Raw genomic sequence first — 24,229 nt, forward strand, 5'->3', positions numbered from 1 at the left:
GGCTGCGCAATGATCCACGATCTGACAATAACCCTTGATGAAAATACCCTGCCGTTTCCGGACAGCGGCGACCCGCGTATGCGGTGGCAGCACCTGGTCGATCATACGGCTTATAAGTGCCAGGTCAGCCTTTTTTCCCTGGTGACACACCTCGGCACGCACGCGGACGCGCCTTTGCATTTCGTGAAGAACGGGAAGACAACGGCTGCGATAGATCTTGGCCGCTACTCCGGCCAGGCGGTATGTCTGGAGGTGCCGGATATCCCGACGGATAAGCACCTGGATATCTCAGATGTGCTTGAAAAAAACAGTGCGTTCATCAGGCCGGGAGACATCATCATACTGTCCACAGGGTGGGAGGACAAGGTGGGGACGCCCGAGTACTTTAATTTCCCCGAGTTTGACCCCGGCGTCGGCGCCGTTCTGGAGCATTACGAGGCGCACGGAATCGGCTTTGACCTGCCGTCCATCGATAGGAAAGGCGACGCGCATCAAAGTGTGCTTACCCGCGACATGGGCATCATCGAGTCTCTCATCAATCTGAAGCCGCTCATCGGCAAGCGCTTCTATTTCAGTGCCGTACCATTGAAATTCAGCGATGGCGACGGCAGCCCGGTCCGCGCCTACGCCGTTACTGATTAATAACAAAAAAGACAAAGGAAGTAATCTATGAAAACAACTTTGGAAAAGACGTTTACGCCCTTTAGAATTGGAAACTGCGAAATTCCGAACAGGCTTGTCGTGTCACCGATGGTCGCCAACATGAATCCTGAAAAGGATGGGATCAAGGGACTTGCCTCCGAGCAGTACATCCGTTATCACGAGGAAAAAGCCAAGGGAGGCTGGGGACTGATTATCACGGAAGATTATCTGATCAACCCTCACGCCGGCGGCTATCCTCATATCGCCGCTCTCTATGACGAGGCCCAGATCGCCAGCCATAAAAAGCTGACGGACACGATTCATAAATACGGCAGCAAAATCTTCTGCCAGATCTATCATGCCGGCCGTCAGGCCAACCATTTCGTCAACGGCGGTGTGCAGCCCGTCTCCTCTTCCCCGATAGCCTGTGCCTGGAACAAGGAAGTACCACATCAGCTTGCTGCCGAAGAAATTCATCAGATTGTCAGGGATTTTGGTATCACAGCGGCGAACGTGGTCGAGGCCGGTTTCGATGGGCTCGAAATCCACGCCGCCCACGGCTATCTGATCCATCAATTCCTGTCTCCGAACTCCAACAAACGCATCGACGATTACGGCGGTACATACGAGAACCGTACGCGCTTCCTGCGAGAGGTCATGCAGGAGGTCCGGCGCGCCGTCGGTTCGGATTTCCCGATGCAGGTACGTTTTTCTGCGCAGGAGTTCTGCGAGGGCGGGCGGACGATGTTTGAGTCCCGTCAGATCATCCGCGATATCGAGGAATGGGGCGCGGACGCGCTGCATTTGTCTTCAAGCATGTACGGCACGCGCTCGTCTCAGGGGATCGTCCCTTCGTTCTTCCAAAATCACGGCTGGATTGTCAAATTCGCTGAGGAAGCCAAAACGCTTGTAAAGATACCCGTCATCACTGTCGGCCGGATTTCCGACCCGCTCATGGTTGAAGACATCCTCGACAGCGGAAAGGCCGACGCCGTGGCGATGGGCCGGGCTTCGCTGTGTGACCCGCACTGGCCGGAGAAAGCCAAAAGCGGCGACTTCAACGACATCCGCACCTGCATCGGCTGCCTGCAGGGCTGCACTGCTTCCACATATCAGGGCGTTCCGCTTTATTGCCTTGTCAATCCCGAGCTTGGCCACGAATATGAAACGGACTATTCAAAAGCGGCTAAGCAGAAATTCGTCATTGTTGCCGGAGGCGGCGTCGGCGGTATGGAGGCGGCCCGCGCCGCAGCGACGAAGGGCCATAAGGTCCATCTTTTTGAAGCATCAAACGAGCTTGGCGGTCAGTTTGTTACGGCAGCTTTTCCGCCCAACAAAGGTGAATTTGCCACATATCCGGCATGGCTCCTTCGGCAGTTGAAAAAGCTGAATGTCGAAATTCACCTGCATACGCCCGTAACTGCCGAGGTGGTTAAGACCCTTAACCCAGACAAGGTTATCATCGCAACCGGTGCAAAGCCTATTATCCCCAACCTGCCCGGTATCGATCTGCCCAATGTTGTCACTGCCGAAGATATCCTGCGCGGGCGCGTAGATACCGGTATGAACGTTCTTGTGGCCGGCGGCGGTATGATCGGGTCGGAGACCGCGGCTTATCTATGCGTACAGTGCAAATCGAAAGTGACTGTGATAGAGATGCTCCCGGACATCGGTCTGGAGATGGAGGCCGGAATCCGAGACGATCTGAAGACGCTGCTGCTCAAATACTTCGTCGACATCAAAACGGGTACAAAGCTCGCCGGCGTCACCGCCGAAGGGGCTCTCATCCAGCAGGGCGATACGATGACCCTGTTTTCGTGCGATACGATCGTTCTAGCCATCGGCACCCGCGCGTACAACCCGTTGGAAGAGGAGCTGAAGGGCCTTTGCGATGTTGTTGTCGTCGGTGACGCCGTCAAGGCGAGAAAAGCCATCCAAGCATCCCGCGAAGGCTTCCTTGCCGGTATTCAGGCATAGCAGCATCCTCTCCCGCGTTGATCCGCATGTCGATAAAAAATACATCAAGGAGGATCACTATGGAACCAGGCAGCAGTTTAAAAACACGTGGCAGAGTCAATGGGCTCAGCATTCACATCATCGTCGGTATCGTGATTATGTTCGGCTTTGGTTTTATACCGGCCGCACCGCCTTTAACGCCGGTCGGTATGCGGGTGATCGGCATTTTCATTGGCCTTATTTACCTTTGGTCCTTCGTCCAGCTGGACTGGCCCAGCCTCCTCGGGCTGGCGGCGGTCTCCTTCCTTATCGGTCAGATCTATCCGGATTACGCCAATCCCGGCATTTTCAAGGTCACCGAGCTTTCGTTTGGCCACTGGATCATCATTTTCATCCTGACGAGCCTCTTACTGACAAACACTCTCAACGAAATCGGCTTTACAAAACGCATTGCCCTCTGGTTTATGACCAGAAAGCTCGCGAAGAAAAGTCCTTGGGCATTTACCACGCTGTTTCTCATTGCCGTTCTGTTTATCGGCATGTTTCTCGACCTGATGCCGATCCTCCTGTTTGCCATGGCGATTGCCTATGAGATGTTTGACAAGCTCGGCTGCAAGAAGGGCGATTCCTACCCGGTCATGCTCATGATCGCCATAGCGTTCACTGCCAACATTGCCTTCGGCATGACGCCGATCTCTCATACCGTCGTTGTGATTGGCATGAGCATTTTCTCCGAGATTACGAAGCACTCCATCAACCTGATCGAATATATGGCCATCGGTATTCCCGTAGGGATCGTCGCTTTTGCACTGATGATCCTCTTTATGCGGTTTGTCGTCAAGCCGGACATGAGCGCTTTCAAGAATATCGACATCGATAAGCTCTGCGGTGAGCGCCCCGGTCCCATGGACTTGCGCGAAAAGCTCACCGCCGGCATTTTCGGTCTTGTCGTTCTTTTCTGGCTCGTCCCGGGCCTTCTGTCGATCTTTGCGCCGGCAGCCGGCATCACTGCTTTCCTCAACAGTTGGACGATCGTCATTCCGCCGATCCTTGGCGTTGTTGTCATGTGTATCGTCAAGGTTGACAATAAACCGCTCCTCGACTTTGAGGACGGCTTTAAAAAGTCCATCCATTGGGGCGTCATTTTTCTTGTTGCCGGCGCCATGCTCATCGGTACCGTATTGACCGAAAAAACAACGGGTGTGACCGACTTTCTCGTCAGCGTCCTCTCTCCTTACCTTCATATGGGCTTGTCCACCTTCGCCGTCGTCACGATCATCATTCTCTTGACGGTGCTCATTGTCAACTTTGCAAATCACCTGCCGCTGACCATTTTGATGCTGTCTGTCTGTCTGCCGCTTGTTGCCGCCATCGGCATCGACGATAAGGTTCTCGCCATCGTCGTTATACTAGCCGCACAATTTGGCTTTTGCGTTCCATCCTCCCTCGCCTCAATTGCCGTCATCTACGGCGACCCCTGGGTCAAGCCTAAAAAAGTTTTCCTGTACGGTCTGGCAATGATGGTCGTCTCCATGCTCGTTATGACCGTTGTCGGGTATCCATTGGCGACGCTGATTGCCTAAGGAATACCATTATCTCCTGTTGGCCGGAAGCAGGATACCATAGTTAAGGCGCGATTATTAGCGGTCATCTTTCAGAACTCGGAGGTAAAAATCACCTATTATTTGGTGAAATAATAGCAAAAGGTTCGCAAAACAACCCGTTTGCGAACCTTTTGATGTGGTGGAGACGAAGAGGATCGAACTCTCGACCTTACGGATGCGAACCGTACGCTCTCGCGGGTTATGCGCTGCGCGGGCCCTGTTTTAGCCTAGGCGAATCTGTTGCAATGCGTTTGCTTGATCATCGCTATTCGAACCTCGGACCCCTTCTGTCTTATATTTCCTCTTTTATAAGAATAGAATTCGAGGAAAAGCAAAGATTGGAAAGCTTCGCTAATTAGTTCAAAAAAGCTAAAGCCAGCAATCCCATTGAGTTTACTGGCTTTTAGAAAGTTAGGTAAAAAAGATTGCCTTCGTTCAATTATTGCGAACGCTCACTTCTCCCCTTGAACGGCAGTGTAATTTATTTGAGATCCCCGGCGCGCATTCGTGAGTATACCGGTATCCGGATGTAAGACTATTCAACGCCGAGATCAGCCTTCAATGTTGTGACGCTCTCCTTGGCGGTGCAGGTGTTCTTGAAGGCTCGGTTGAAGCCCATTTCGCGAAAACGTCTTTCGACCTCCGGCCAATTCCGCTCAAGCTCCAGAGGCGCGGCGATCGTCCCGCCCACGTAGAGGATGATATCGCCGAGGCCGGCCTCGATGCATTTGTCGCGCATACCCTCGCAGTCGATGAGCCCCATGCCGTAGGAGGAGGAGACCAGGATCGCATCCGCGTCCACCTCGATGGCGGCGTTGATGAATTCCTGATGAGACACCATCGCGCCGAGGAATGCCACCTTAAAGCCCGCGTCCTCGTAGGCGTGCTTGAGGACCCAGCCGCCGATGATATGCGCATCGGAACCGATTGTGCCGATAACGACACTTTTGTTCACATTACGTCTTGTCATACTATTATGCACCTGTCCTTATTTCTGAATAATGGGAAGGCGGGACGCGTACTGCAGGTCGCTGACCACCATGTCAAAATCAAGAGGGCGGCCTTCCTTGGCGGCCCGGCTCTTCAGCTTATCCAGATGATATTGCTTGACTTCATTTGGAAGCGGCATGTCGCCGCAGTTAAAGTAGCGCATGGCATTTTCCGCGTCGCGCATTAAAAGGACGTTGCCTCTGTTGTACTTCCAGGGCGAGATCATGGTCTGCACCCATCCGGCGTCCACGCCGAGGCAGATGCCCAGGGCAATGTCGCCGTCACCGGCCTCCAGGCACTTTTCCATCATCGCGCGGACCTCCAGCTCCAGCATGTGCTCCTCCTCGCGAAGCGCCGCGTTGTCCGGCAGGCGCAGCGCGCCCAGAAGCGTATCCAGGTGGCGCGCCATCCGGACGGAGGCGGCCATCCCTTCCTTGGTCGGCGTGGCGAAAGCCTCATCCTGGCATTTGAGGACGAGCGCGGTACTGCCGCCCATGATACCGATCATGACGGCCAGGTTCATCATGGCGCTGGCCTCCTCAAGCCGGGGCGGAAACGCCCCCTGGAACATATTGTTGTTGACAATGAACCGGACGTCCGTATAGCCGAAGCGCTGGCAGTACTCCTCGCAGAGTTTCTTCGTCACGCGCATCATGGCGGCGTCCTGCACCATATTCATATTAATGCCGAACTCCAGATAAAACTGCTTGATGCCCTGCTCGGACCCGAGGAGGGCCTGGACCACCATAATGAAGGATTTAAAGCCGCAGCTGTCATAGCCCGTGAGGTTACATGAAATATGCGGGCTTTGAGGCACGCCCCGCTCGTGGTAAATGGCGGCAAGCCGGCTCTCATACTGGTTGATGTGGATCTCCTCGTCCAGCCGGATGTTCTTGCAATGGGCCATGCACTCGGTGATGGACCGGCAGTTGCAGGCGTTCCATCCGGCGGCGAGAGCCGTCTCGGAGGCCAGGCGTCCGTCCTCATCCGTCGAGTTGAGTGTCATCGGCGACTTGACGGCGCGTTTGATTTTCCTGGCTTCCTCGACGCCGAAATTGACGATGGGCCAGCCGTTGAGCATGGTGGTGCCTTCCTGAATGCTGCGCTCGATTCCGACGGCCGCCATCTTGTAATTGTTTTTGCGGGTATACGAGTCCGAAAAAACATTCCACAGGCCCGCGGGAACAAGAGGAGATTCGTCCTCGACATAACACATGCCGTCGATCATATATTCCGTCAGGGCACGCCCGAACTGCGGCTGGAGGAGATGTATTCCCTGTTCGTTGGCGTCGCGGAGCGTGATTGCGTAGTTCCTCCCCAGCCCGACGGAAAGCTCATGTGCCGCCGAGATGCACTCGTCCATATTTTCCAGGTCGCGGCCCGTTTCCCACTGAGGGAGGACTTCCTCTTTCCGGATACGGAAGAATTCCTCGTCCGTCAGGCGCTTGTTTCTGATTTCATATTTGGCCATGCTGCGTACTCCTTTCGGTCTGCTACAGTCTGTATGCGGCCCCTTCCGCCGGCATCGTATGCCTATTCCACGGTGGCGGGCCTTAAGTATTTTTTGGCCATACGGAGGGCCGCCTCCGGGTAATCGCCGGACAGGAGCCCGATTCCGTACAGGATATATCCGCTGTCCAGGAAAAAACGGGGCGATCTGGGTTTCAGGCTCCAGGGGTTCGCGTCGCTGGACGCGGCGGCTTTCAAAATCTGTTCCGGCCTCAGGCCATATTTGAAGATGCCGCCCGTGCCGATGACGTTTTTCACGTTCAGCAGGTTTTTACCGTGCTGGACAAATATTTCTCCGTTCGCTCCGTACTCCCTGCTAAGGGCGCCCGCATGCCGCTCCACGGCGATCCCCGCGGCGCATTTGCCGAGGGTGACATCCATGTTATATTCAAGCTCGCCCGTTGGGGTATGCCCGACGTTTGCACACAGCATATCGGTATACGCCTTGAAATCCGCGCCGCCCGGCGCATCGGGCGCGCAGCTTAAAAGCAGGTCCGCGAGCTTTTGCTGTCCCGCCAGCTCATAGATTGTATGCGCGTTCCACCGGATGCCCAGGTCTCCCTCCACCGTCCGCTTGAGCCGGCTCTCGGGCAGGCCGCGCACGACGGTCAGCGGCGTAACGGGCTCCACGTCCGCCACGGAGTGAACATTGATCGTCGCGCCGCCGATCTCGACGACGAGCAGGCTTCCGATGCCCGGCTCCGATGCCGTGCCGTCGGCCAGAAGAGACGCGGCCAGCAGGGATGCCTTCGGCGTCGGTACGATTTCGCTGCCCACAAAGTCCCGCGCCTTTTCAAGACCCTTTGCCTTGACGATATGGCGAATAAAGATTTCCCGTATGAGGGACTGGGCGGGCTCTGTATCCAGGGTGTCCAGCGCCGGCAAGACGTTTTTTGTGACATAAACCTGCTTGCCCGCGGCCTCAAGGATGCCGCGCAGCGCACCGGAGACGGCGCTGTTTCCCGCCACAAGGATAGGGCAGCTCAGGCCGGATTGCGCGAGCGCTTTGGCGTTGTGCAGGATCACGTCCCGGTTGCCGCCGTCCGTGCCGCCGCAGAGCAGGACGATATCGCATTTTTTACTTTCAATATCGGCCACAGCCTCTTGGTCCAGCTCGAAGCCCCTGGCGGAGATAACCTTTGCCCCGGCGCCCAGCGCAGCCCGACTGGCCGCCTCCAGCGTGAGGGACGGGGTCAGCCCGATGGCGGCCAGCTTCAGTCCGCCCGCGGCGCTGCTGCAGGCGTATATTCCCCGGGCCTCGTCCGGATCTGCGCCGCAGGACAGCCTCAGCTGATGCAGGGCCTTGTTCAGGCCGAACATAATATCGGTGTCGATCGTCGTTTCCGACTGGGCGCAGCCCAATACGGTTTCGTCGTCCAGATCGACGGCGGTAATTTTCGTATATGTACTTCCGAAATCAATCAATAAAAATAGACGCACGCGTATCCAACCTCCAAGGTCAACACTTCTGCCTTCGATCACAGCGTTCGGCCAACAGGCAAGGAAATGCAAAAAAGAAGAGCTCCGGTCCCCGCGCGAGGCCGTTTCTTTGCCCAGTCCCGGGGACACCGGACGCCAGCGGGCTAATTGCCGTAAAGCCTGTCCGCGTTCGTTTTGACCATTCGCGCGATCTCGTCCTCCGTGAATTTGTCCGCCAGCAGGCTGGCGATCATCATGCGCATGCCCTGAACTGAGGAGGGCCAGAATTTTAAGCCGAAATCGGTGCCCAGCACAACCTTGTCCACGCCGACCTGCCGGATCAGCTTGCCCAGACCGTTCAGGGGCTCGGATGCCGTTCCGGGCTTCGGCATGTGGTTTTCGAAGCAATACATGATGACAGCGCCCATCTCCGCCAGTTCCTTTTGCAGTTCTACGGGATAAGGCGTCGCCGCCCATTGGTTGGCGTGGGTGACCACGATTTTTTCAAATCCCTGCTTTTTACTCTCTTTTATCACGGCAACCACCTCCTGCGGGGAAAGATGGCTGGTTTCCATAACGCAGTCGTACTGCTTGCACAGAGAAATGATCTCGCGCGCCTCATCCTTCAGGTCTTCCGTCCCCTTATGGAAAACGCTGTAGCCGCCCAGCTCCGTTTTTACGCCAAGGCTTCGGTAATGCTCAATCGGGAAAGGATTACCGGGGGCAAGTATCTGCTTTACTGAATACGCGGAGTCAAGCGCGAACATCCAGACGACCTTGCCGCCTATCCTGAACGTCGCTTCCACCGCCCACGGATTAAGGCCGCCCACGCCGGCGCCGAGCGTCACGCCGCCAATGACGTTTACCTCCGGTATCAGCGCCGAGACGATGGCGGCCTGCGGCGCGGTGGAGAAATGGAGGTCCTTGTACACGAGTCCCTTCATGCCGTACGATTTTGCCTCCTCGGCAATTTCCACGATTGTGTCTCTGCACGGCGTCACGCCGGGCATCGCGTGCAAATGCACGTCGTAGGCCCCCTCCATGAGCCGCAGAACCTGATCCTTCATGGCAAGTTTCCCTCCAGCAATTAATTTATTTGGAAAATTTTATATTAATGTGATAAGATACATACGCCTTTATAACGGAGCGCTCAGTCCAGACTGTAAGTCTGGGCGGCCTTTGCCCTTTCCCGGGCCTCGGCGGCAAACCTGCAAAATACAAAATGACCGGGCGCGGTCTCGACCAGCTCCTGGTTTTCAGCCGCGCAGGCCGGACGGGACATCCAGCAGCGCGGCGCGAACCGGCAGCCGGGCTTGGGATTCACCGGGCTGGGCACGTCGCCCTTCAGGACGATGCGGGCAACCTTGGAGCCGGTGTTCACCCGGGGGACGGCCGAAAGCAGCGCGATGGAGTAGGGGTGCATGGCGTTGGTGAATATCTCGTCCGTGTCGGCCATTTCCACGATCTGCCCCAGGTACATAATGGCGATGCGGTTGGAGATGTGACGCACCACACTCAGGTCGTGAGAGATGAACAGATACGACAGATTGAGCCTTTTTTGAAGATCCATCAGCAGGTTGATGATCCTGGCCTGGACCGAGACGTCCAGCGAGGACACCGGCTCGTCGCAGATGATGAGGTCCGAGTCCAGCGACAGCGCGCGCGCGATGCCCACCACCTGCCGCATTCCGCCGTCCAGCTCGTGGGGGAAGCGGCTGAGAATGTTATGGGGAAGCTCGACGCGGTCGCAAAGCTCGCGGACCGCTTTTGCAATCGCGTCCCCGCCGCCGTATTTATGGATGAAATACGGCTCACTGAGGATTTTGTCAACGGTCTTGCGGGGGTTCAGGGAGGAATACGGATCCTGGAATATGATCTGCATTTTTTTACTGATCTCCAGCTTGTCGGGCCACTCGGTAAAAACGTCTTTCCCACGATAAAGGAGCTGTCCGTCCGTTTTGGGCAGCAGGCGCATCATGACGTTGCCCACCGTGCTTTTCCCGCAGCCACTCTCCCCCACCAGTCCCAGTGTTTCGCCGGGATACACGTTAAAGCTCAGATCGTCTACGGCGTGCAGCACGCCCTTACGGGGGAGCTTGAAGTACTTTTTGAGATGCCTGGCCTCAACCAGCGGCTCACGCCCCGTGTAATCGATACTGTTTGACATTTCTACTCCTTCCCGTGGTTAAAGCACGCGACAAAGTGTCCGTTTCCAACGTGCATCATTGACGGCTGCCGTGTTTTGCATTCCTCGCAGCATTGCGCGCAGCGCGGATGGAACGCGCAGCCATCGGGCAAATTCGACGCGTCCGCGATGACCCCGGGGATAGCGGTCAGCCGATGACGCGGGCCCTCCAGCGACGGCAGCGCGCCCAGCAGCCCCTGCGTGTAGGGGTGCCGGGGCGACGCGAGCACATCCTTTGCCGAGCCGTATTCGATTATCCTGCCGGCGTACATGACGGCCAGCTGCTGGCACAGCTCCGAAATTATCCCAAGGTTGTGCGTTATCATTAAAAGCGAGGTGTCGTACTTTGTCTGCAGGCCTCTCATCAGCTCAAGTATCTGCGCCTGAATGGTGACGTCAAGGGCTGTGGTAGGCTCGTCCGCGATGAGCAGCTGCGGGTTGCAGGCCAGCGCGGCGGCGATGCCCACGCGCTGACGCATGCCTCCGCTGAACTGCGAGGGATAATCCTTGATGCGGCTGCCCGCGATGCCCACCATTTCCAGCAACTCCCCGGCGCGTTTGAGCGCATCCTTGTCATTCATCTTCTGATGCACGCGCAGAACCATGCCGATCTGCTCGCCGACAGTGAACACCGGGTTGAGCGCCGTCAGCGGATTCTGGAACACCATGGACACCTTGCCGCCGCGAAGGGTACGGAGCTCCTTTTCCGACATATCAAAGACCGATTTGCCGTCGAATACGATGGAGGAGCCGTCCTTTGTATCGGCAATATCCCGCCGCAGCAGGTTCAGTATGGAAAGAGCCGTGGTGGTTTTGCCGGCGCCGGTCTCGCCCACCAGCCCCAGAGATTCGCCCTTGCGTATCAGAAGGTCCACGCCGTTGAGCGCTTTTATCAGAGCGCGCTCGGTTTGAAAGTGCACCTGAAGATCGGTAACCTTCAGCAAAGCGTCGGACTCCATCAGCTCCTGCCATTCCCGGGTCTTCACGAATTCGTCCTGCGCGCTCACAGGGGCTGTCTGATTTTCCATGGCTTCCTCCGATTTTTTTTCTTGCTGAAGAACGACTGCCGTTTGGGGTCAAAAACATCTCTCAGGCCGTCGCCCAGGAAGTTGAACGCGAGGATGGTGAGCATCAACGCGATACCGGGGGCGATGGCGAGCCAGGGGTAGGTCGTCAGGTAGCCGCGGCCCACATTGATCATGTTGCCCCATGAGGGAGCGGGCGGCTGGATGCCCAGGTTCAAAAAGCCGAGCGCGGCTTCCATCAGCAGAACCGTGCCGAAGCTCTGGCTGCCGATAATCAGCAGATTGGTGGTGATGTTGGGAAAAATCTGCTTGAACATGATATGGAAGTCACTTCCGCCAAACACTCTGGAGGCCGAGACGAACTCCTTGTTCTTGTAGATTCTGACGTCGTTGCGTATGACCTTGCACAGATAGACCCACATGGTGAGGGTCATGACCAGTATAAGGTTGAATATGCTGGCCCCGATAACGGCGATGACCGCGATTGCAACCAGCATGGCGGGGATCGCCAGGAACACGTCACAGATGCGCATGACGACGGAGTCGACGGCGCCCCCGAAATAGCCCGTCACAATGCCGAGGACGACGCCGATGACATTCTGAAGGACTACGGCGATCAGCGCGATAATGAGCGAGGACCTCCCGCCGATCAGCAGGCGCATAAGCACGTCGCGCCCGAGCTGGTCGGTACCGAGTATATGCCCCTTAAATCCCTCCGAAAATCCTTGCGGCGCCATAAATCGATCAGCCAGGGACTGACGGATCGGGTCCCAATGGAGCAGCATCGGCACGAACACGACGGCAAGTACAATGACAACAGCGCAAATGAATCCCGTCAAAAAGAAAGGATTACGCCGCAACCGTCTGAAAACAAGCTTTTTATCCATAATCGTTAACCTTTACTCAAGAGACATTCTGGGGTCGATCCTTGCATTAATCAAATCGACGATCAGATTGATGAATGTAATGAAAAACGCGGAAACCAGCAGGAGCGACTGAACCATGGCGTAATCGCGGGTGTTGACCGCATCGCACAGCAGAAATCCTATACCCGCCATGCCGAAAACCGTTTCCACGATAACGGCGCCCGCCAGGAACGAGCCCAGATTGATGCCCGCGGTGGTGACAACGGGAATCATGGCGTTTTTAAAGGCGTATTTCCAGTTCACCACGCTTCTGCGGATGCCTTTGGCGTAAGTGGCGGTAATATAGTCCTCGCTGAGGGTGCTGGCCATGCCCGAGCGCGCTATGCGCGTGATACCCGCCGCCACGGTGACGACACCCGTCAGCACCGGAAGAATGAAATACTTAAGGCCGCTGCCGGTTCCAATGGCGGGCAGTATTTTCAGCTTAATGCCGAATATATAGACGAGGAGCACAGCCAGCCAGGGGGTCGCCAGAGACTGTCCGATCAGGGCGAAGAACACGGCGAAAAAGTCCACGGGCTTGCCCCTGTTCGCTCCGGCGATCACTCCCAGAAGAATGGCGATCAGGCATCCGAAGAAAACCGTGCCGAAGGCGATTTTGGCGGTAACCGGCAGCCGCTGCAGAATAATGGGAAGCACTGGCTGATGGTAGGACGTAGACGTACCGAAATCTCCTTTGAAGATACCGGTGATGTAAACCCAGTACTGGACAGGCAGGGGCTTGTCAAGGCCCAGCTTGGTCTCCATCATGGCTACCTGCTCGTCCGTGGCCGTCTGGGGAAGCATCAGGCGCGCCGGGTTGCCCGGCGCGATGCGCACGAGCAGGAAAGCGCATACCGACACAAAGAAGAGAACGATCAGCGTCTGCAAAAGACGCCGGACTATATACCTTACCAATTATTTCTCCTCCTTCATTGCGGCGGATACGTATGCGGTCACAGGACGCGCATACGTATCCACCGACTCAATGCTTTGGTTTTCACCGCTTAAATCGGTGTGTTGCCACTATTTTTATTTTGCGAGAGAGGGATCCCAGCTGATGTGGGTCAGGGATTCGTAGCCGTCGGGATAGAGATTGATACCTGTCGTGCCCTTGGTGACGGCATAAATTCCCTTGACGTTGGCCAGAGCGAGCGCCGGACCATGGAAGTCCTTATTCCATTTGCTGATTTGTTTCGCGAGATCTTCACGCACGGCGGCATCCGGTTCGACGTTGAATTTCTTCACAAGGCCGATCAGCTCGTCATTCTTGAAGTTCGAATGCATAAAGTCCGTGACGAAGCGGGAGTTAAAGTAGAGGAACGGATCGCCGTTGATGCACTGATTGGTCGCGTACATCAGGTCCCACTTGCCCATGGCCATCTCATTGTTGAAAGTCGCGAGATCCTCGACATTGAGGTTGATTTTAAAGCCGACGTCCTGAAGCATGGAGGTTATGGCTTCCATGGAATCCTGGGATTTGAGGAAGGCGCTGGAGCCCAGGAACGTTAACTCCTGCCCCTGGTAGGAGCTTTGAGCCAGCAGCTCTTTCGCCTTGTCCGGATTGTACTCATAGGGCGCCATGGTAGAGTCATAGCCGACATCGCCCGGCACCAGGATGCTCAGGGGGACGCCGCCGCCCTGGAAAATCTGGTCCGCGATGGACTGCCGGTCTATGGCAAGGTCGATAGCCTCTCGGACTTTCTCGTCATTGAGCGGACTGCCCTCGGGGAAACCCATACGCAAATCGGCGTACATGTTCATATCATTCATAACGACTTGAATTTTGTCCTCAGTGCCCTTATACAGGGGCACGACGTCGCTGTTGATGCCACCAAAGGAGATATAGGCGTCGGCGTCGCCTGAAATCTGGGCGCCGGCCGCGGAGGAGGGCTCGCTCACGAAGTGGATATACCCGTCATCGAAGTAGGAGTTGTACTCGTCCTTGTCCCAGTAGTCGGGGTTCTTCTTAAAGTGCGCGTACTGCCCGCTGACCCACTCGTCGAAGATCCAGGGACCGGTGCCGATTTGCTTCATATCGGTAAACATCTGGTCACCCATCTCCTTATTGGCTTCCATCGGGATCATAACGAATTGATGTAAGTAGTTTAAAGCAAAGGGGTAGGGATTATCAAAGATCATCTTGGCGGTGTAATCGTCGATCTTCTCTGCGCCGACTAACGGCGAAAAGTAATTTATCGCAACCGCGAAATCATCTTTGTGACTGATCAGCCTCTGGAAGTTGTAAACGGCTACGTCGGCGTTCCAGGGCTCACCGTTTAAGAACTTAACGCCCTGGCGCAGATGGAAAGTCAACTCGGTAGCGTCCGTGTTAAACTCCCAGCTTGTGGCGAGGTTGCCGACGAATTTGCCCTTGTGGTCGGTGTCCAGCAAGCTATCGTAGGACATTTTCATGACATACTCGTCGGCGGGTGTCGTGATGTTATGCGGGTCAAGCTGAACAAGGCTGTCGCTGGTGACGATATTGAAGGTCTTGCTGTGCGCGGATTCGCCGCCCGCAGGCGCGGTGCCCTGTGCCGCGCCTGCCGCAGGGCCGGATGCGGGTGCACAGCCAAATAGCATGGCCGCTACCGAAATGAGGGCTACTAGTAAAACGAGTCGCTTTTGCATTTTTCGTGACCTACCTTTTCTTCATTTTATTCACGTCATTTTGTCCATTTCGTAAAATATGCCTGTGTTCAAAATGACATTTTAGTAAATTATTCAGAAAACTGGTTTCAGTATAATGCCGTTTTTTGAAATTGCAACAATTATTTCTAAATCTTAAGTAAAATAATTTAGTAATTATTTAGTCATAATTTATAATTATTTCGTTTAGTCAGGCGGGCGCGGGCATTAAAGCACAGTGTATTCCCAGGATGACCGGCAGCTAAAATGTTGTGGAAGTGTATCTTTATAGGATTTAAGCGCTCTATATCATTTAAAATAGTAACCGGTACTTATAGTGCCTGCGTTGCGAAATGCCTGTCGATTTCTTTTAGCTCGCACAATAATTTAGTATATTTTATTAAAATATTGACAATTACCCGGGGCAGTGTTACTATTAACGCAAATTCATGGCAAATTGCCCTTTATTACGCGGCTCCTGAAGCCCGTCGTTTTTGCAAGCACCTATTATTTCTTGAAAGGACATAAACAGATGAAAAAGATCATTGATTCGCCGAAGAACTTTGTAAATGACATGCTGCGCGGCATCTATCTTGCTCATCCCGACAAGCTGACTTATGTTGATGACGACATGCACGCCATGGTGAAAAAGGACATCACCCCCGGCAAGGTCGGCATCGCCACCGGCGGCGGCAGCGGACACCTGCCGCTGTTTCTCGGTTATATCGGGAATGGTATGCTCGACGGCTGCAGTGTCGGCGAGGTCTTTCAGTCGTCCAGCGCGCAGCAGATGCTCTCCGTCACAAAGGCCGTCGATTCGGGCGCGGGAGTGCTCTACATCTTTGGCAACTATGGCGGCGATAAGCTCAATTTTGAGCTTTCCGCTGAAATGGCCGACATGGAGAATTCGATCCGAGTCACCTCTGTTATCGGCAAGGATGACGTGGCAACCGATAATCCCGAGAACCGCCGCGGCGTCGCCGGCATTTTTTTCGTCTATAAGTGTGCCGGCGCCGCCGCCGCCGAAATGCTGGATCTGGACGAAGTAACCCGCATCGCCCAGAAAGCTGCCGACAATGTCCGCACGATGGGCGTGGCCCTGACGCCCTGCACGATTCCGCGCGTCGGGCACCCCAGCTTTGAAATTGGGGAAGACGAGATGGAGCTCGGCATGGGCATTCACGGCGAGCCCGGCGTCCGCCGCGGGCAGCTCACCACCGCAAGCGAAATCGTCACCGAGATGATGGAGCCTATCCTCAAGGATATGCAGCTGTCCGAGGGCACCGAGGTGGCCGTCCTTGTGAACGGCCTGGGCAGCACGCCTCTCGAGGAACAGTACCTCGCTTATGGCCATATCCACGATATTTTGAGTGCCTGCGGTTTGAAGGTCTTCCATGTCTATGTCGGCGAGTTCGCGACCGCCATGGAGATGGCCGGCTTCTCCATATCCGTCTTCAAACTGGACGACGAGCTGAAGCGGCTGCTGGCAAAACCCGCCGCCACGCCTTTTTTTATCCAACCCCAGCTCTGAGTTCCCCCATAGAAGCGTATCGGCGGCCGGCGAGGCTATACGTTTCATAAATTTCGCTTTCGCCGGAGAAACGGAGAAGAACGTGCAGCTGACAGCAAATGATTTTGTTCGACTTTTTCAAGCCTGGACTGAAATAATTAACAACAATAAAGATTATCTTATTAAGCTTGATGCCATTGCCGGCGACGGCGACCTCGGGCTTGCATTGACGGACGGTTTCAACGCCGTCATGGCCAGCCTGGAAAAGGCGGAAACCGACGATATCGGCATGCTGTTCTTTCAGGCGGGCAAAACGATGTCGGTCTATGCACCTTCGAGCCTGGGTACGCTCATCGCTTTCGGCCTCATGGACGCCGGAAAGTCGATGAAGGGCAATAAAGTCATAAGCGGATGCGACCTCTCAGTATTGCTTGAAGAGTTTGAAAGCGCTATTATGAAAAGAGGCAAGGCGAAGCCCGGCGAGAAGACCTTTTTAGACGGTTTCGATCCGGCGGTATGCGTGCTGAAAGCGGCAACGTCCGAGGATGAGATACCCGCGGCGCTGCGCAGCGCCGCCATGGAAGCGCATCACGGCGCAATGAGCACCGTCGGGATGCTTGCCAAATACGGCAGGATAGCCGTTCGCGGGGAGGATTCACGCCAGATACTTGATCCGGGCGCCGTTGTGGCCTCCTTGATGATCACCGCCCTTGCGGAGACGTTTGCCCACTAAAAAACGGTTCTGTGACGAAGCTTGAAGGAACGAAATGTGAGGCCCCTTTTATGAATGAGAATGCTTTGTCTTTAAAAGAGATTGCCCAGACGCTCGGCGTATCCACGTCCACGGTATCCATAGTTCTGCATGGCCGTTCCGGTGTCAGCGTCGCTACGCGCGAGCGTGTTTCTCAGTTGCTGAAAACGCACGGATACCTGGACAGACCCGCCGTGTCGCGAAGCAACGGCCTGTATCTTTTTCGTTATTCCACAATCGGCTACGGATCGGATAAAAACGACGGCTTTGTTACTTCAATTATAGACGCGATCGGCCGCGAGGCGCGGGAGAAGGATTACAGCGTTTCAATTACCGCCTGCCACGAGGGGGAGTTCCTCAAGGAACTCAATATGCTGGATGAAAACCCCATGGAGGGGATCATTCTTCTGGGCTCGGAGCTGCCCCTGGTCTACGAAAACTACTTCGCGGACCGCAGCACCCCCGTCGTCATTGTCGACAGTCAGATGCCGTATTGCCCCATTGACAGCGTAGCGCTCAACAATGAGTATTGTGTGTTCCTCGCGCTGAAGCATCTCCATTCTCTGGGGCATCGCCGTGTCGGTCTTATCCACAGCTGTCTCGAAACAGCCAATTCCCGCGAACGGTTCCAGGGATTTCGTAATAGCGTGGAGAAAACAGGTCTTTCGGCGGATCCCAATTTGATTTTTACGGTAGGCCCGTCCATGGACGACTGCTCGCAGGATATCGGGACTTATATCTCTATCGGGCGGCCTCTGCCCACCGCCTTTCTGGCCGAAAGCGACGCGCTCGCCATTGGCTGCATGAAGGCTCTCAGGGCGTACGGCTACCGCGTTCCCGAGGATATCTCCATCATCGGGTTTGACGACATCCCCTTTTCCCGTATGGTCGACCCCATGCTGACGACGATACGCGTCCCTGCCGAGCACATGGGAAAATGCGCGGTAAATCTGCTCTATAATCGTATTAAGGACCCTTCGACGCCCTTAACCCGTCAACTCGTCTGCGGCGAATTGATACTGCGCGGCAGCACCGTTCCGGTCTCAGCCAAAGCGTTGGTCAGCTCCAGTGTGTGCCCCAGCGCCGCATTAGCCTTGACAGAAGCTGCGGCGCCCTCCATATAACCAGAAGGGCAGCGCTGTTACACCGCCTCTTCTTTCCACCCATAAGAAAACTCAAAAAGAGAGAGCTTTATGTACTATCTACATACAGCTCTTTTGTGCATCTTTCGGCGGAAACTCACCCGTAGGCTTGACGATAAGATCGGGCTGGAACCGTTTTGGGCGGGCTATGACGCCACGAGCGCAGCCGAACGTGCTTAGGTCATTGCGCCGGTACTGAATAAACTGCGTCAGTTTTTGTTGCGACCGGGTCTGATGAACATCTTAGGTCAAACCAAACCGAAGTTTTCTCTGTCCGATCTGTTTTACGAGCGAAAAATTATGCTGGTGCCGCTTAATAGGCCTGATCGGCACCGCGGGAGCACGGCTGCTCTGCCTAACCGACGACTCTTCGGCACACCCCAAGCGCAAGCGCCTGATCGAGCCGTCCTTGAGCTTTTTAAAACATACACTGGCCGTGGCGGAAACCCATGTCCAATTGGTCTCAATTTCGGATCGGCATGAAGATATCGAGCTGCTCAAAGCCGACGTCGAGCCAAGCTGTTGGCGGTCATACGTCGGCGACAGCGGCGCGGCTGCATACGTGAAGCCCGATCTCTATATCGAAACAGCCACGTCGGAATATGCTTATCACTGGTTCTTCGAGATTGACCTGGACAGCGAGTCGCCGTCACGAATTGTACGTAAATGCGAACAATACTGCCGTTATTATAGAAGCGAAACCAAACAACGAAACCCTCGCTGGAGGAAGCCTTATTCGGTAGTCTGAAACCGAAAGCCGCCATTTCCTATTTGCGGGTTTCGACCCGCGATCAGACCGAGCGCGGCGGCGGGGCTGATGAAGGTTTCTCCATTCCGGCTCAGCGGGAGGCCAACAAAAAGAAAGCCGCCTCGCCGGGAGCTATCATCATCAAGGAGTTTGCTAATCGCGGTGCCTCTGCCCGCTCGATTGACCGGCCACAACTACAGGAAATGCTCAATACATTGAGGAGAATAAGGGCCGCATCGACTATGTCATTGTCCATAAAGCCGACCGGCTGGACGGTAATATAACGTCGGAATTTAAGAGTCGTTTAAAATACTCTTGAGTCTTGAAGATTCTAAGATAGAATTCCGTAACTCAGGCGGTTTTTCTGAAAAAAGAGCCAACCCTGATCACATTTTTTGATCAGGGTTGGACTAACAGATTAATGGTGGAGACGAAGAGGATCGAACTCTCGACCTTACGGATGCGAACCGTACGCTCTCCCAGCTGAGCTACGCCCCCATATTCTTTTTTCGGAGCGTTGCCCATTATAGCAGATTTTATTTGGGCTGTAAAGACTTAATTTAATATTGGGGACAGCTTCCAGAACTTTCTGTCGGGAGCAGACTTTGCGGCCTTGTCAAGTTGATAATACACGCTGTATAAAGCCGCGAAGGTCTGTCGGGAACGCCGAAACAATATTCGGCCGGGCGATGAATATGCATTTTCAGTTCATGACTTCGACTATATTAGTCCGTTAAGTTTCTGTAAAATCGACGATTTTTTCCTTGTTCTCACACATAATTGATTTCGTTAGAGTTTACGTAAATTGAGAAATAACGCCGCTTTACAGAGAGTTATTCACATTCTCCACAGGTTTATCCACCACGCTTATTTTTTACAGCGGCAGCGCTTTGATAGAATTTTACCAATAGATGGAAACCTTGGCTCGCGCTGTTTAAGTCATTTTGCAAACATCTTTTTTCATTAACATAATACTGTATTCCTTGATTTCCGATTTTTAAGAAATTATCAGGTTTTTGGTTAAAGTTTTAAGAAATTATAGCGATAACAGCTTTTTTTATTGCATTTGAAGCCGCGGATCGTCCACATCCATCGTCGCGTAGGCATTCAGCTCCATGCCGGCGCGCCGGCCGGCGCAGAACTCGTAGTACCCCTGACAGCCGATCATGGCCCCGTTATCGCCGCACAGCCTGAGGGGCGGGATAAAGAGCGTCCTGCCTTTTTCCGCCGCAGCTTTGACGAAATCGGCGCGGATGCGGGAATTGGCGGCCACGCCGCCGGCGATGGCGATCTTTTCATAGCCGAGCCCCCCAGCCGCCGCCATCGTCCGCGGTACCAGCGTGTCGCTGACCGCCGCGGCAAACGAGGCTGCCAGCGAGGGTCGGTCGAGTACCTCTCCCTTTTGCTCAGCATTGTGCACGATGTTCACAACCGCCGTCTTGAGACCGGAAAAGGACATGTCATACGGGCAGCCGTCAATCTTCGCCCGCGGCAGCTTGAACGCGGTGTCGTCGCCGCCCTGGGACAGGTCGTCCAGCGGCTTTCCGCCGGGGTATGGCAGGCCGAGCACGCGGGCCACCTTGTCAAAGCACTCTCCCGCCGCGTCGTCACGGGAGGCACCGACGATGCGGATGTCGGTATAGCCGCGTACATCGGCAATGAGACTGTTGCCGCCGGAGACGACGAGCGCCAGAAAAGGCGGTTCAAGCTCGGGGTAGGCAATATAGTTGGCGGCGATGTGGCCGCGGATGTGATGGACCGGGACAAGCGGCACGCCCAGCGACAGGGCCAGCCCCTTGGCGAAATTCACGCCGACAAGGAGGGCGCCGATGAGACCGGGAGCATAGGTGACGGCGACAGCGTCAATATCCTTTTTCGTGATGCCGGCATTTTGAAGCGCCATATCGGCCAGGCGGCCGATGACGGCGATATGATTGCGGGAGGCGATCTCCGGCACGACGCCGCCGTACAGGGCGTGCATATCCGCCTGAGAATATATCTCGTCGGCCAGCACCGTGCGCCCGTCTCTCGTCACGGCCACGGCCGTCTCGTCGCAGGAAGTTTCAACGGATAATATGAGCATAGGGATACCTCACAGTTTTGTCATTCTGAGCATGACAGCATCTTAAATCGGGAGGGACATGATAACCGCGTCCTCTACGGGGCTGCTGTAATAATTTTTACGGCGGCCTTCATTTTTAAAGCCGTATTTCTTGTAGAGCCGAATCGCCGCGTCGTTGGACCGGCGTACCTCAAGGTAGACTGAAACGACGCGATGCAAGCGGCAGTATTCAAGTGCCGCGCCCAGCAGCGCACCGCCCACGCCGCGCCGGCGGCAGTCGTCCCGGACGGCGATCTGATACAGCTCGGCTTCGTCGGCGGCGCGCCGCAGGATGCAAAAGCCGGCGATATCGTTGTCCGCGGCGGCGCTCTCTTCCAAGGCGAGGAGAAACAGGCCGTCCTCGCGGCCGATCTCATTTAACAGGGCGCCTTCCGACCATGGGGGCGAGATGGCCTCTCGTTCTATGCCGAGCACCTGGGGGAGCAGCTCTTCCCGCGCGTCAATCAGCCGAATCATTTCGCGTCAGACCAGCTCTTTCCCACGTGTGCCTCCGCCGTCAGGGGGACGGAAAGGCACACGGCATTCTCCATCTCCTCCGTCAGTATCCTTTGCACCTGCCCGGCCTCGCAAGCCGGGCACTCGGCGATCAGCTCGTCGTGCACCTGCAGAATCAGTTGTGCCGACAGACCCGCCGTCTTGAGCCTCTTATAGGTGCCCACCATCGCCAGCTTCATGACGTCGGCCGCCGTGCCCTGAATGGGGGTGTTCATCGCCGCCCGCTCGCCGAAGGACCGCATATTGAAGTTGGAGGATTTGAGCTCCGGCAGGTACCGCCGCCGCCCGAAGAGTGTTGTGACATAGCCGTCCCGCTTTGCTTTTTCCACGGTGTCCTTCATATAGGCGCGCACGCCGCTGTACTTTTCAAAATAACTGTCGATGTAGAGCTTCGCCTCCGCCACCGATACGCCGATGTCCTGGGACAGGGAGAAGGCAGAGATGCCGTAGACAATGCCGAAATTGACGGCCTTGGCGCGGCTCCTCTGCAGCGGCGTGACGTGGGCAAGAGGCGTCATAAAGACCTGGGAGGCCGTGACGGCATGGATATCCTCGCCGTTCTTAAACGCATCCTGCATGGCCTTGTCGTCGGCGATATGCGCCAGAATCCGCAGCTCGATCTGAGAATAGTCCGCGTCGACGAGCACGTTCCCCTCGCCGGCGACGAACATCTTGCGCAGCTCGCCACCCAGCTCCTTCCGGATAGGGATGTTCTGCAGGTTCGGCTCCGTGGAGGACAGCCTGCCGGTAGCCGCGACCGTCATTTGGAAATTCGTATGAATCCGCCCGTCGGACGATATGACCTTCATGAGCCCGTCGACGTAGGTGCTCTTCAGCTTTGTCAGCTCCCTGAAATCCATCAGCAGCCGGATGATCGGGTGCTTGCCGGCCAAGTGCTCCAGCACCTCGATGTTTGTCGAGTAGCCGGTCTTCGTCCTTTTCGGCGCGGGGAGCATCAGCTTGTCAAAAAGGATCGTCCCCAGCTGCTTTGGGGAGTTGATGTTGAACTGCTCTCCGGCGAGCTCGTAAATCGCCGCCTCCAGCGCGGCGATTTTTTCCGACAGCATGTCGCCGTACTCGCGGAGCGCGTTTTTGTCGATGTAGAATCCTCTGTGCTCCATCTTCGCCAGCACGCGGCAGAGCGGCAGCTCGATGGTGTCGAAGAGGCTGTCCATGCCGAGCTCGCACAGTCTCGGCGCCAGCGTGTCCCTGAGACGCGCGATCGCCGCCGTCTCCGACAGGAGCCGCTGGAGCTCCTCATCGCCGCCGTCCAGCATGAGCTGCCCGTTTTGATCCTCCGGCGCGCCGATGGTGAGGTCGGCATACCGCTCGGCGAGCTTTTTCAGCTCATAGGAGCTGTCCGTCGGGGACAGGAGATATCCGGCCAGTGCCGCGTCGAAAATCCAGCCGCCGGACTCAATGCCCATATCCAGGAGCCGGCGCTGGGTATCCTTGATGTCGTGGCCGGCCTTTTTGATCCCATCCGCCATGACGCGGCGCAGCGCGTCCTCAAAGACGCCCGTCCCGCTTTGACGCAGAATATAAGCCGTGTTCCCGGCGTCGTCGAGAACGGCGGCGGTATAAAAGCCCGGGTCGAAATGCACAGCGACCCAGGCGGCGCCTGAAAGCGCCCGCTCCATGGCGGACATGTCCTCCGGGGTTTCCACCGCTATGCTGCGGCACTCGGCTACAAAGGCCGTGGCGACCATGGCGTCCGACGGCGGCTTGAGACCGAACTTGTCCGTCAGGCGCGTAAACTCGAGCCTTTGGAAGAGCGCGTACAGCACGTCGTTGTCGGCGGGCTGGCGGATGTTGTCTTCGGGTGTGAATTCCATCGGCACATCCCGGCAGATGGTGGCGAGGGTGTAGGACATCGCGGCGGCGTCCCGTCCCTCCACAAGCTTTTTCCGCACGCCGTCCTTGACGTCCAGCGTGTCGAGGCTCTCGTAGATGTTCTGAACGCTGCCAAAGCGGCGCACCAGCTCCAGCGCCGTCTTCTCGCCGATGCCGGCAACGCCCGGAATATTGTCCGAGGCGTCCCCCATCAGCGCCTTCAGGTCGATCATTTTTATCGGCTCGAAGCCGTATTCTTCCGTAAAGGACACCGGTGTATATTCGGTCGTCTCCGTCTGGCCCATGCGCGACTTCACGTGCCGGACGTGTGTTTTATCGGAAACGAGCTGAAAACTGTCCTTGTCTCCCGTGACAATGACGCAGTCCCAGCCGGCGTCCTCGCATTTTTTTGAAATGGTGCCGATGAGGTCGTCGGCCTCCCAGCCGGCCAGCTCGTACCGCGGCAGCCTCAAGGCATCCAGAACGTCCTTCAGGACCGGCATTTGGACGGCGAGCTCGTCCGGCATGCCCTTTCGCTGCGCCTTATACGCCTCGAACTGTTCGTGGCGGAACGTGGGCGCGGGCAGGTCGAACGTGACGCAGACGGCGTCCGGGGTCTCGTCGGTCAGGAGCTTTTGCAGGATCATCAGGAAACCGTAAACGCCGTTTGTGGGCGTGCCGTCCCTCGTCGTCAAAAGCCGGATGCCATAAAACGCCCTGTTGACGATGCTGTTGCCGTCAAGCACCATGAGTTTCAATGCGCTT

Annotated in this window: 20 protein-coding genes and 1 tRNA gene; 8 read left to right on the top strand and 13 right to left on the bottom strand. The window is 55.8% G+C overall.

From position 1 onward, the window contains the following. Positions 1-9: 9 nt before the first annotated feature. The 3 genes from BUB60_RS10340 to BUB60_RS10350 are packed head-to-tail and all read left to right on the top strand — an operon-like array spanning position 10 to position 4,181. Positions 10-642: a cyclase family protein gene (locus BUB60_RS10340; RefSeq protein ID WP_073078550.1), complete on the top strand. Its 633-nt coding sequence runs from the start codon at positions 10-12 to the stop codon at positions 640-642. A gap of 27 nt (positions 643-669) precedes the next feature. Further along, positions 670-2,619, top strand: coding sequence for an oxidoreductase (locus BUB60_RS10345; protein WP_073078551.1), 1,950 nt, complete (start codon positions 670-672; stop codon positions 2,617-2,619). A 59-nt stretch (positions 2,620-2,678) separates the two neighbouring features. After that, complete coding sequence (locus BUB60_RS10350; protein ID WP_073078552.1) at positions 2,679-4,181, top strand: SLC13 family permease; 1,503 nt, start codon at positions 2,679-2,681, stop codon at positions 4,179-4,181. 556 nt (positions 4,182-4,737) lie between these two features. On the opposite strand, the gene glmS is transcribed toward BUB60_RS10350, so the two are convergent. From glmS to BUB60_RS10400, 9 genes are all read right to left on the bottom strand, one after another. Next, positions 4,738-5,172 carry a methylaspartate mutase subunit S gene (glmS, locus tag BUB60_RS10360; protein ID WP_073078553.1) on the bottom strand — a complete coding sequence of 145 codons (435 nt, stop codon included), beginning with the start codon at positions 5,170-5,172 and terminating at the stop codon, positions 4,738-4,740. Between the two features lie 18 nt (positions 5,173-5,190). Beyond that, the gene (locus tag BUB60_RS10365) at positions 5,191-6,663 is read right to left on the bottom strand and encodes a hypothetical protein (protein WP_073078554.1); all 1,473 of its coding nucleotides are present in this window, start codon (positions 6,661-6,663) and stop codon (positions 5,191-5,193) included. 62 nt (positions 6,664-6,725) lie between these two features. Continuing rightward, the gene (glmL, locus tag BUB60_RS10370) at positions 6,726-8,141 is read right to left on the bottom strand and encodes a methylaspartate mutase accessory protein GlmL (protein WP_073078555.1); all 1,416 of its coding nucleotides are present in this window, start codon (positions 8,139-8,141) and stop codon (positions 6,726-6,728) included. Between the two features lie 143 nt (positions 8,142-8,284). Next, positions 8,285-9,187 (bottom strand): DUF6282 family protein, encoded by a 903-nt coding sequence (locus BUB60_RS19780; protein WP_073078557.1) that lies wholly within the window; start codon positions 9,185-9,187, stop codon positions 8,285-8,287. An 83-nt stretch (positions 9,188-9,270) separates the two neighbouring features. Then, positions 9,271-10,287, bottom strand: coding sequence for an ABC transporter ATP-binding protein (locus BUB60_RS10380; protein WP_073078560.1), 1,017 nt, complete (start codon positions 10,285-10,287; stop codon positions 9,271-9,273). Positions 10,288-10,289: 2 nt separating this feature from the next. Further along, on the bottom strand, positions 10,290-11,333 hold the full coding sequence (locus tag BUB60_RS10385) for an ABC transporter ATP-binding protein (protein ID WP_242941179.1): 1,044 nt from the start codon (positions 11,331-11,333) through the stop codon (positions 10,290-10,292). Next, the gene (locus tag BUB60_RS10390) at positions 11,309-12,217 is read right to left on the bottom strand and encodes an ABC transporter permease (protein ID WP_073078562.1); all 909 of its coding nucleotides are present in this window, start codon (positions 12,215-12,217) and stop codon (positions 11,309-11,311) included. The genes BUB60_RS10385 and BUB60_RS10390 overlap by 25 nt, the downstream gene beginning before the upstream one ends. A 12-nt stretch (positions 12,218-12,229) precedes the next feature. Then, on the bottom strand, positions 12,230-13,153 hold the full coding sequence (locus BUB60_RS10395) for an ABC transporter permease (protein WP_073078565.1): 924 nt from the start codon (positions 13,151-13,153) through the stop codon (positions 12,230-12,232). 114 nt (positions 13,154-13,267) lie between these two features. Next, the gene (locus BUB60_RS10400; protein WP_073078567.1) at positions 13,268-14,818 is read right to left on the bottom strand and encodes an ABC transporter substrate-binding protein; all 1,551 of its coding nucleotides are present in this window, start codon (positions 14,816-14,818) and stop codon (positions 13,268-13,270) included. 577 nt (positions 14,819-15,395) lie between these two features. Here BUB60_RS10400 and BUB60_RS10405 point away from each other — a divergent pair. The 5 genes from BUB60_RS10405 (at position 15,396) to BUB60_RS20865 (ending at position 19,298) form a co-directional block, all read left to right on the top strand. Continuing rightward, a complete protein-coding gene (locus BUB60_RS10405; protein WP_073078633.1) occupies positions 15,396-16,394 on the top strand; it encodes a dihydroxyacetone kinase subunit DhaK in 999 nt (332 codons plus the stop codon). Positions 16,395-16,476: 82 nt separating this feature from the next. Next, on the top strand, positions 16,477-17,106 hold the full coding sequence (locus BUB60_RS10410) for a dihydroxyacetone kinase family protein (RefSeq protein WP_207650769.1): 630 nt from the start codon (positions 16,477-16,479) through the stop codon (positions 17,104-17,106). A 50-nt stretch (positions 17,107-17,156) separates the two neighbouring features. Continuing rightward, a complete protein-coding gene (locus tag BUB60_RS10415; RefSeq protein WP_073078569.1) occupies positions 17,157-18,248 on the top strand; it encodes a substrate-binding domain-containing protein in 1,092 nt (363 codons plus the stop codon). Positions 18,249-18,591: 343 nt separating this feature from the next. After that, positions 18,592-19,014 (top strand): replication-relaxation family protein, encoded by a 423-nt coding sequence (locus tag BUB60_RS20860; RefSeq protein WP_423242347.1) that lies wholly within the window; start codon positions 18,592-18,594, stop codon positions 19,012-19,014. Positions 19,015-19,037: 23 nt separating this feature from the next. Continuing rightward, positions 19,038-19,298 (top strand): recombinase family protein, encoded by a 261-nt coding sequence (locus BUB60_RS20865; RefSeq protein WP_073078574.1) that lies wholly within the window; start codon positions 19,038-19,040, stop codon positions 19,296-19,298. A gap of 138 nt (positions 19,299-19,436) precedes the next feature. Here the strand turns inward: BUB60_RS20865 and BUB60_RS10430 are convergent. From BUB60_RS10430 to polA, 4 genes are all read right to left on the bottom strand, one after another. Then, a tRNA-Ala gene (locus tag BUB60_RS10430) sits at positions 19,437-19,512 on the bottom strand. A gap of 559 nt (positions 19,513-20,071) precedes the next feature. Then, positions 20,072-21,097 (bottom strand): tRNA (adenosine(37)-N6)-threonylcarbamoyltransferase complex transferase subunit TsaD, encoded by a 1,026-nt coding sequence (tsaD, locus tag BUB60_RS10435; RefSeq protein WP_073078576.1) that lies wholly within the window; start codon positions 21,095-21,097, stop codon positions 20,072-20,074. A gap of 42 nt (positions 21,098-21,139) precedes the next feature. Then, positions 21,140-21,592 carry a ribosomal protein S18-alanine N-acetyltransferase gene (gene rimI / locus BUB60_RS10440; protein WP_073078578.1) on the bottom strand — a complete coding sequence of 151 codons (453 nt, stop codon included), beginning with the start codon at positions 21,590-21,592 and terminating at the stop codon, positions 21,140-21,142. Continuing rightward, entirely contained in the window at positions 21,589-24,213 is a 2,625-nt protein-coding gene (gene polA, locus BUB60_RS10445; RefSeq protein ID WP_073078638.1) for a DNA polymerase I, read from the bottom strand. Before polA ends, rimI begins: the two co-directional genes overlap by 4 nt. Positions 24,214-24,229: the final 16 nt, after the last annotated feature.

The organism is Sporobacter termitidis DSM 10068, from assembly GCF_900130065.1.
GTDB lineage: Bacteria > Bacillota > Clostridia > Oscillospirales > Oscillospiraceae > Sporobacter > Sporobacter termitidis.

What these genes read in the sequence shown, in the direction of transcription:
- tsaD (WP_073078576.1), bottom strand. Translation starts at nt 21,097, where the DNA reads ATGCTCATATTATCCGTTGAAACTTCCTGCGACGAGACGGCCGTGGCC.
- BUB60_RS19780 (WP_073078557.1), bottom strand. Translation starts at nt 9,187, where the DNA reads ATGAAGGATCAGGTTCTGCGGCTCATGGAGGGGGCCTACGACGTGCAT.
- BUB60_RS10400 (WP_073078567.1), bottom strand. Translation starts at nt 14,818, where the DNA reads ATGCTATTTGGCTGTGCACCCGCATCCGGCCCTGCGGCAGGCGCGGCA.
- BUB60_RS10345 (WP_073078551.1), top strand. Translation starts at nt 670, where the DNA reads ATGAAAACAACTTTGGAAAAGACGTTTACGCCCTTTAGAATTGGAAAC.
- BUB60_RS10415 (WP_073078569.1), top strand. Translation starts at nt 17,157, where the DNA reads ATGAATGAGAATGCTTTGTCTTTAAAAGAGATTGCCCAGACGCTCGGC.
- rimI (WP_073078578.1), bottom strand. Translation starts at nt 21,592, where the DNA reads ATGATTCGGCTGATTGACGCGCGGGAAGAGCTGCTCCCCCAGGTGCTC.
- polA (WP_073078638.1), bottom strand. Translation starts at nt 24,213, where the DNA reads ATGGTGCTTGACGGCAACAGCATCGTCAACAGGGCGTTTTATGGCATC.
- glmS (WP_073078553.1), bottom strand. Translation starts at nt 5,172, where the DNA reads ATGACAAGACGTAATGTGAACAAAAGTGTCGTTATCGGCACAATCGGT.
- BUB60_RS10385 (WP_242941179.1), bottom strand. Translation starts at nt 11,333, where the DNA reads ATGGAAAATCAGACAGCCCCTGTGAGCGCGCAGGACGAATTCGTGAAG.
- BUB60_RS10380 (WP_073078560.1), bottom strand. Translation starts at nt 10,287, where the DNA reads ATGTCAAACAGTATCGATTACACGGGGCGTGAGCCGCTGGTTGAGGCC.
- BUB60_RS10340 (WP_073078550.1), top strand. Translation starts at nt 10, where the DNA reads ATGATCCACGATCTGACAATAACCCTTGATGAAAATACCCTGCCGTTT.
- BUB60_RS10405 (WP_073078633.1), top strand. Translation starts at nt 15,396, where the DNA reads ATGAAAAAGATCATTGATTCGCCGAAGAACTTTGTAAATGACATGCTG.
- BUB60_RS10365 (WP_073078554.1), bottom strand. Translation starts at nt 6,663, where the DNA reads ATGGCCAAATATGAAATCAGAAACAAGCGCCTGACGGACGAGGAATTC.
- BUB60_RS10350 (WP_073078552.1), top strand. Translation starts at nt 2,679, where the DNA reads ATGGAACCAGGCAGCAGTTTAAAAACACGTGGCAGAGTCAATGGGCTC.
- BUB60_RS10390 (WP_073078562.1), bottom strand. Translation starts at nt 12,217, where the DNA reads ATGGATAAAAAGCTTGTTTTCAGACGGTTGCGGCGTAATCCTTTCTTT.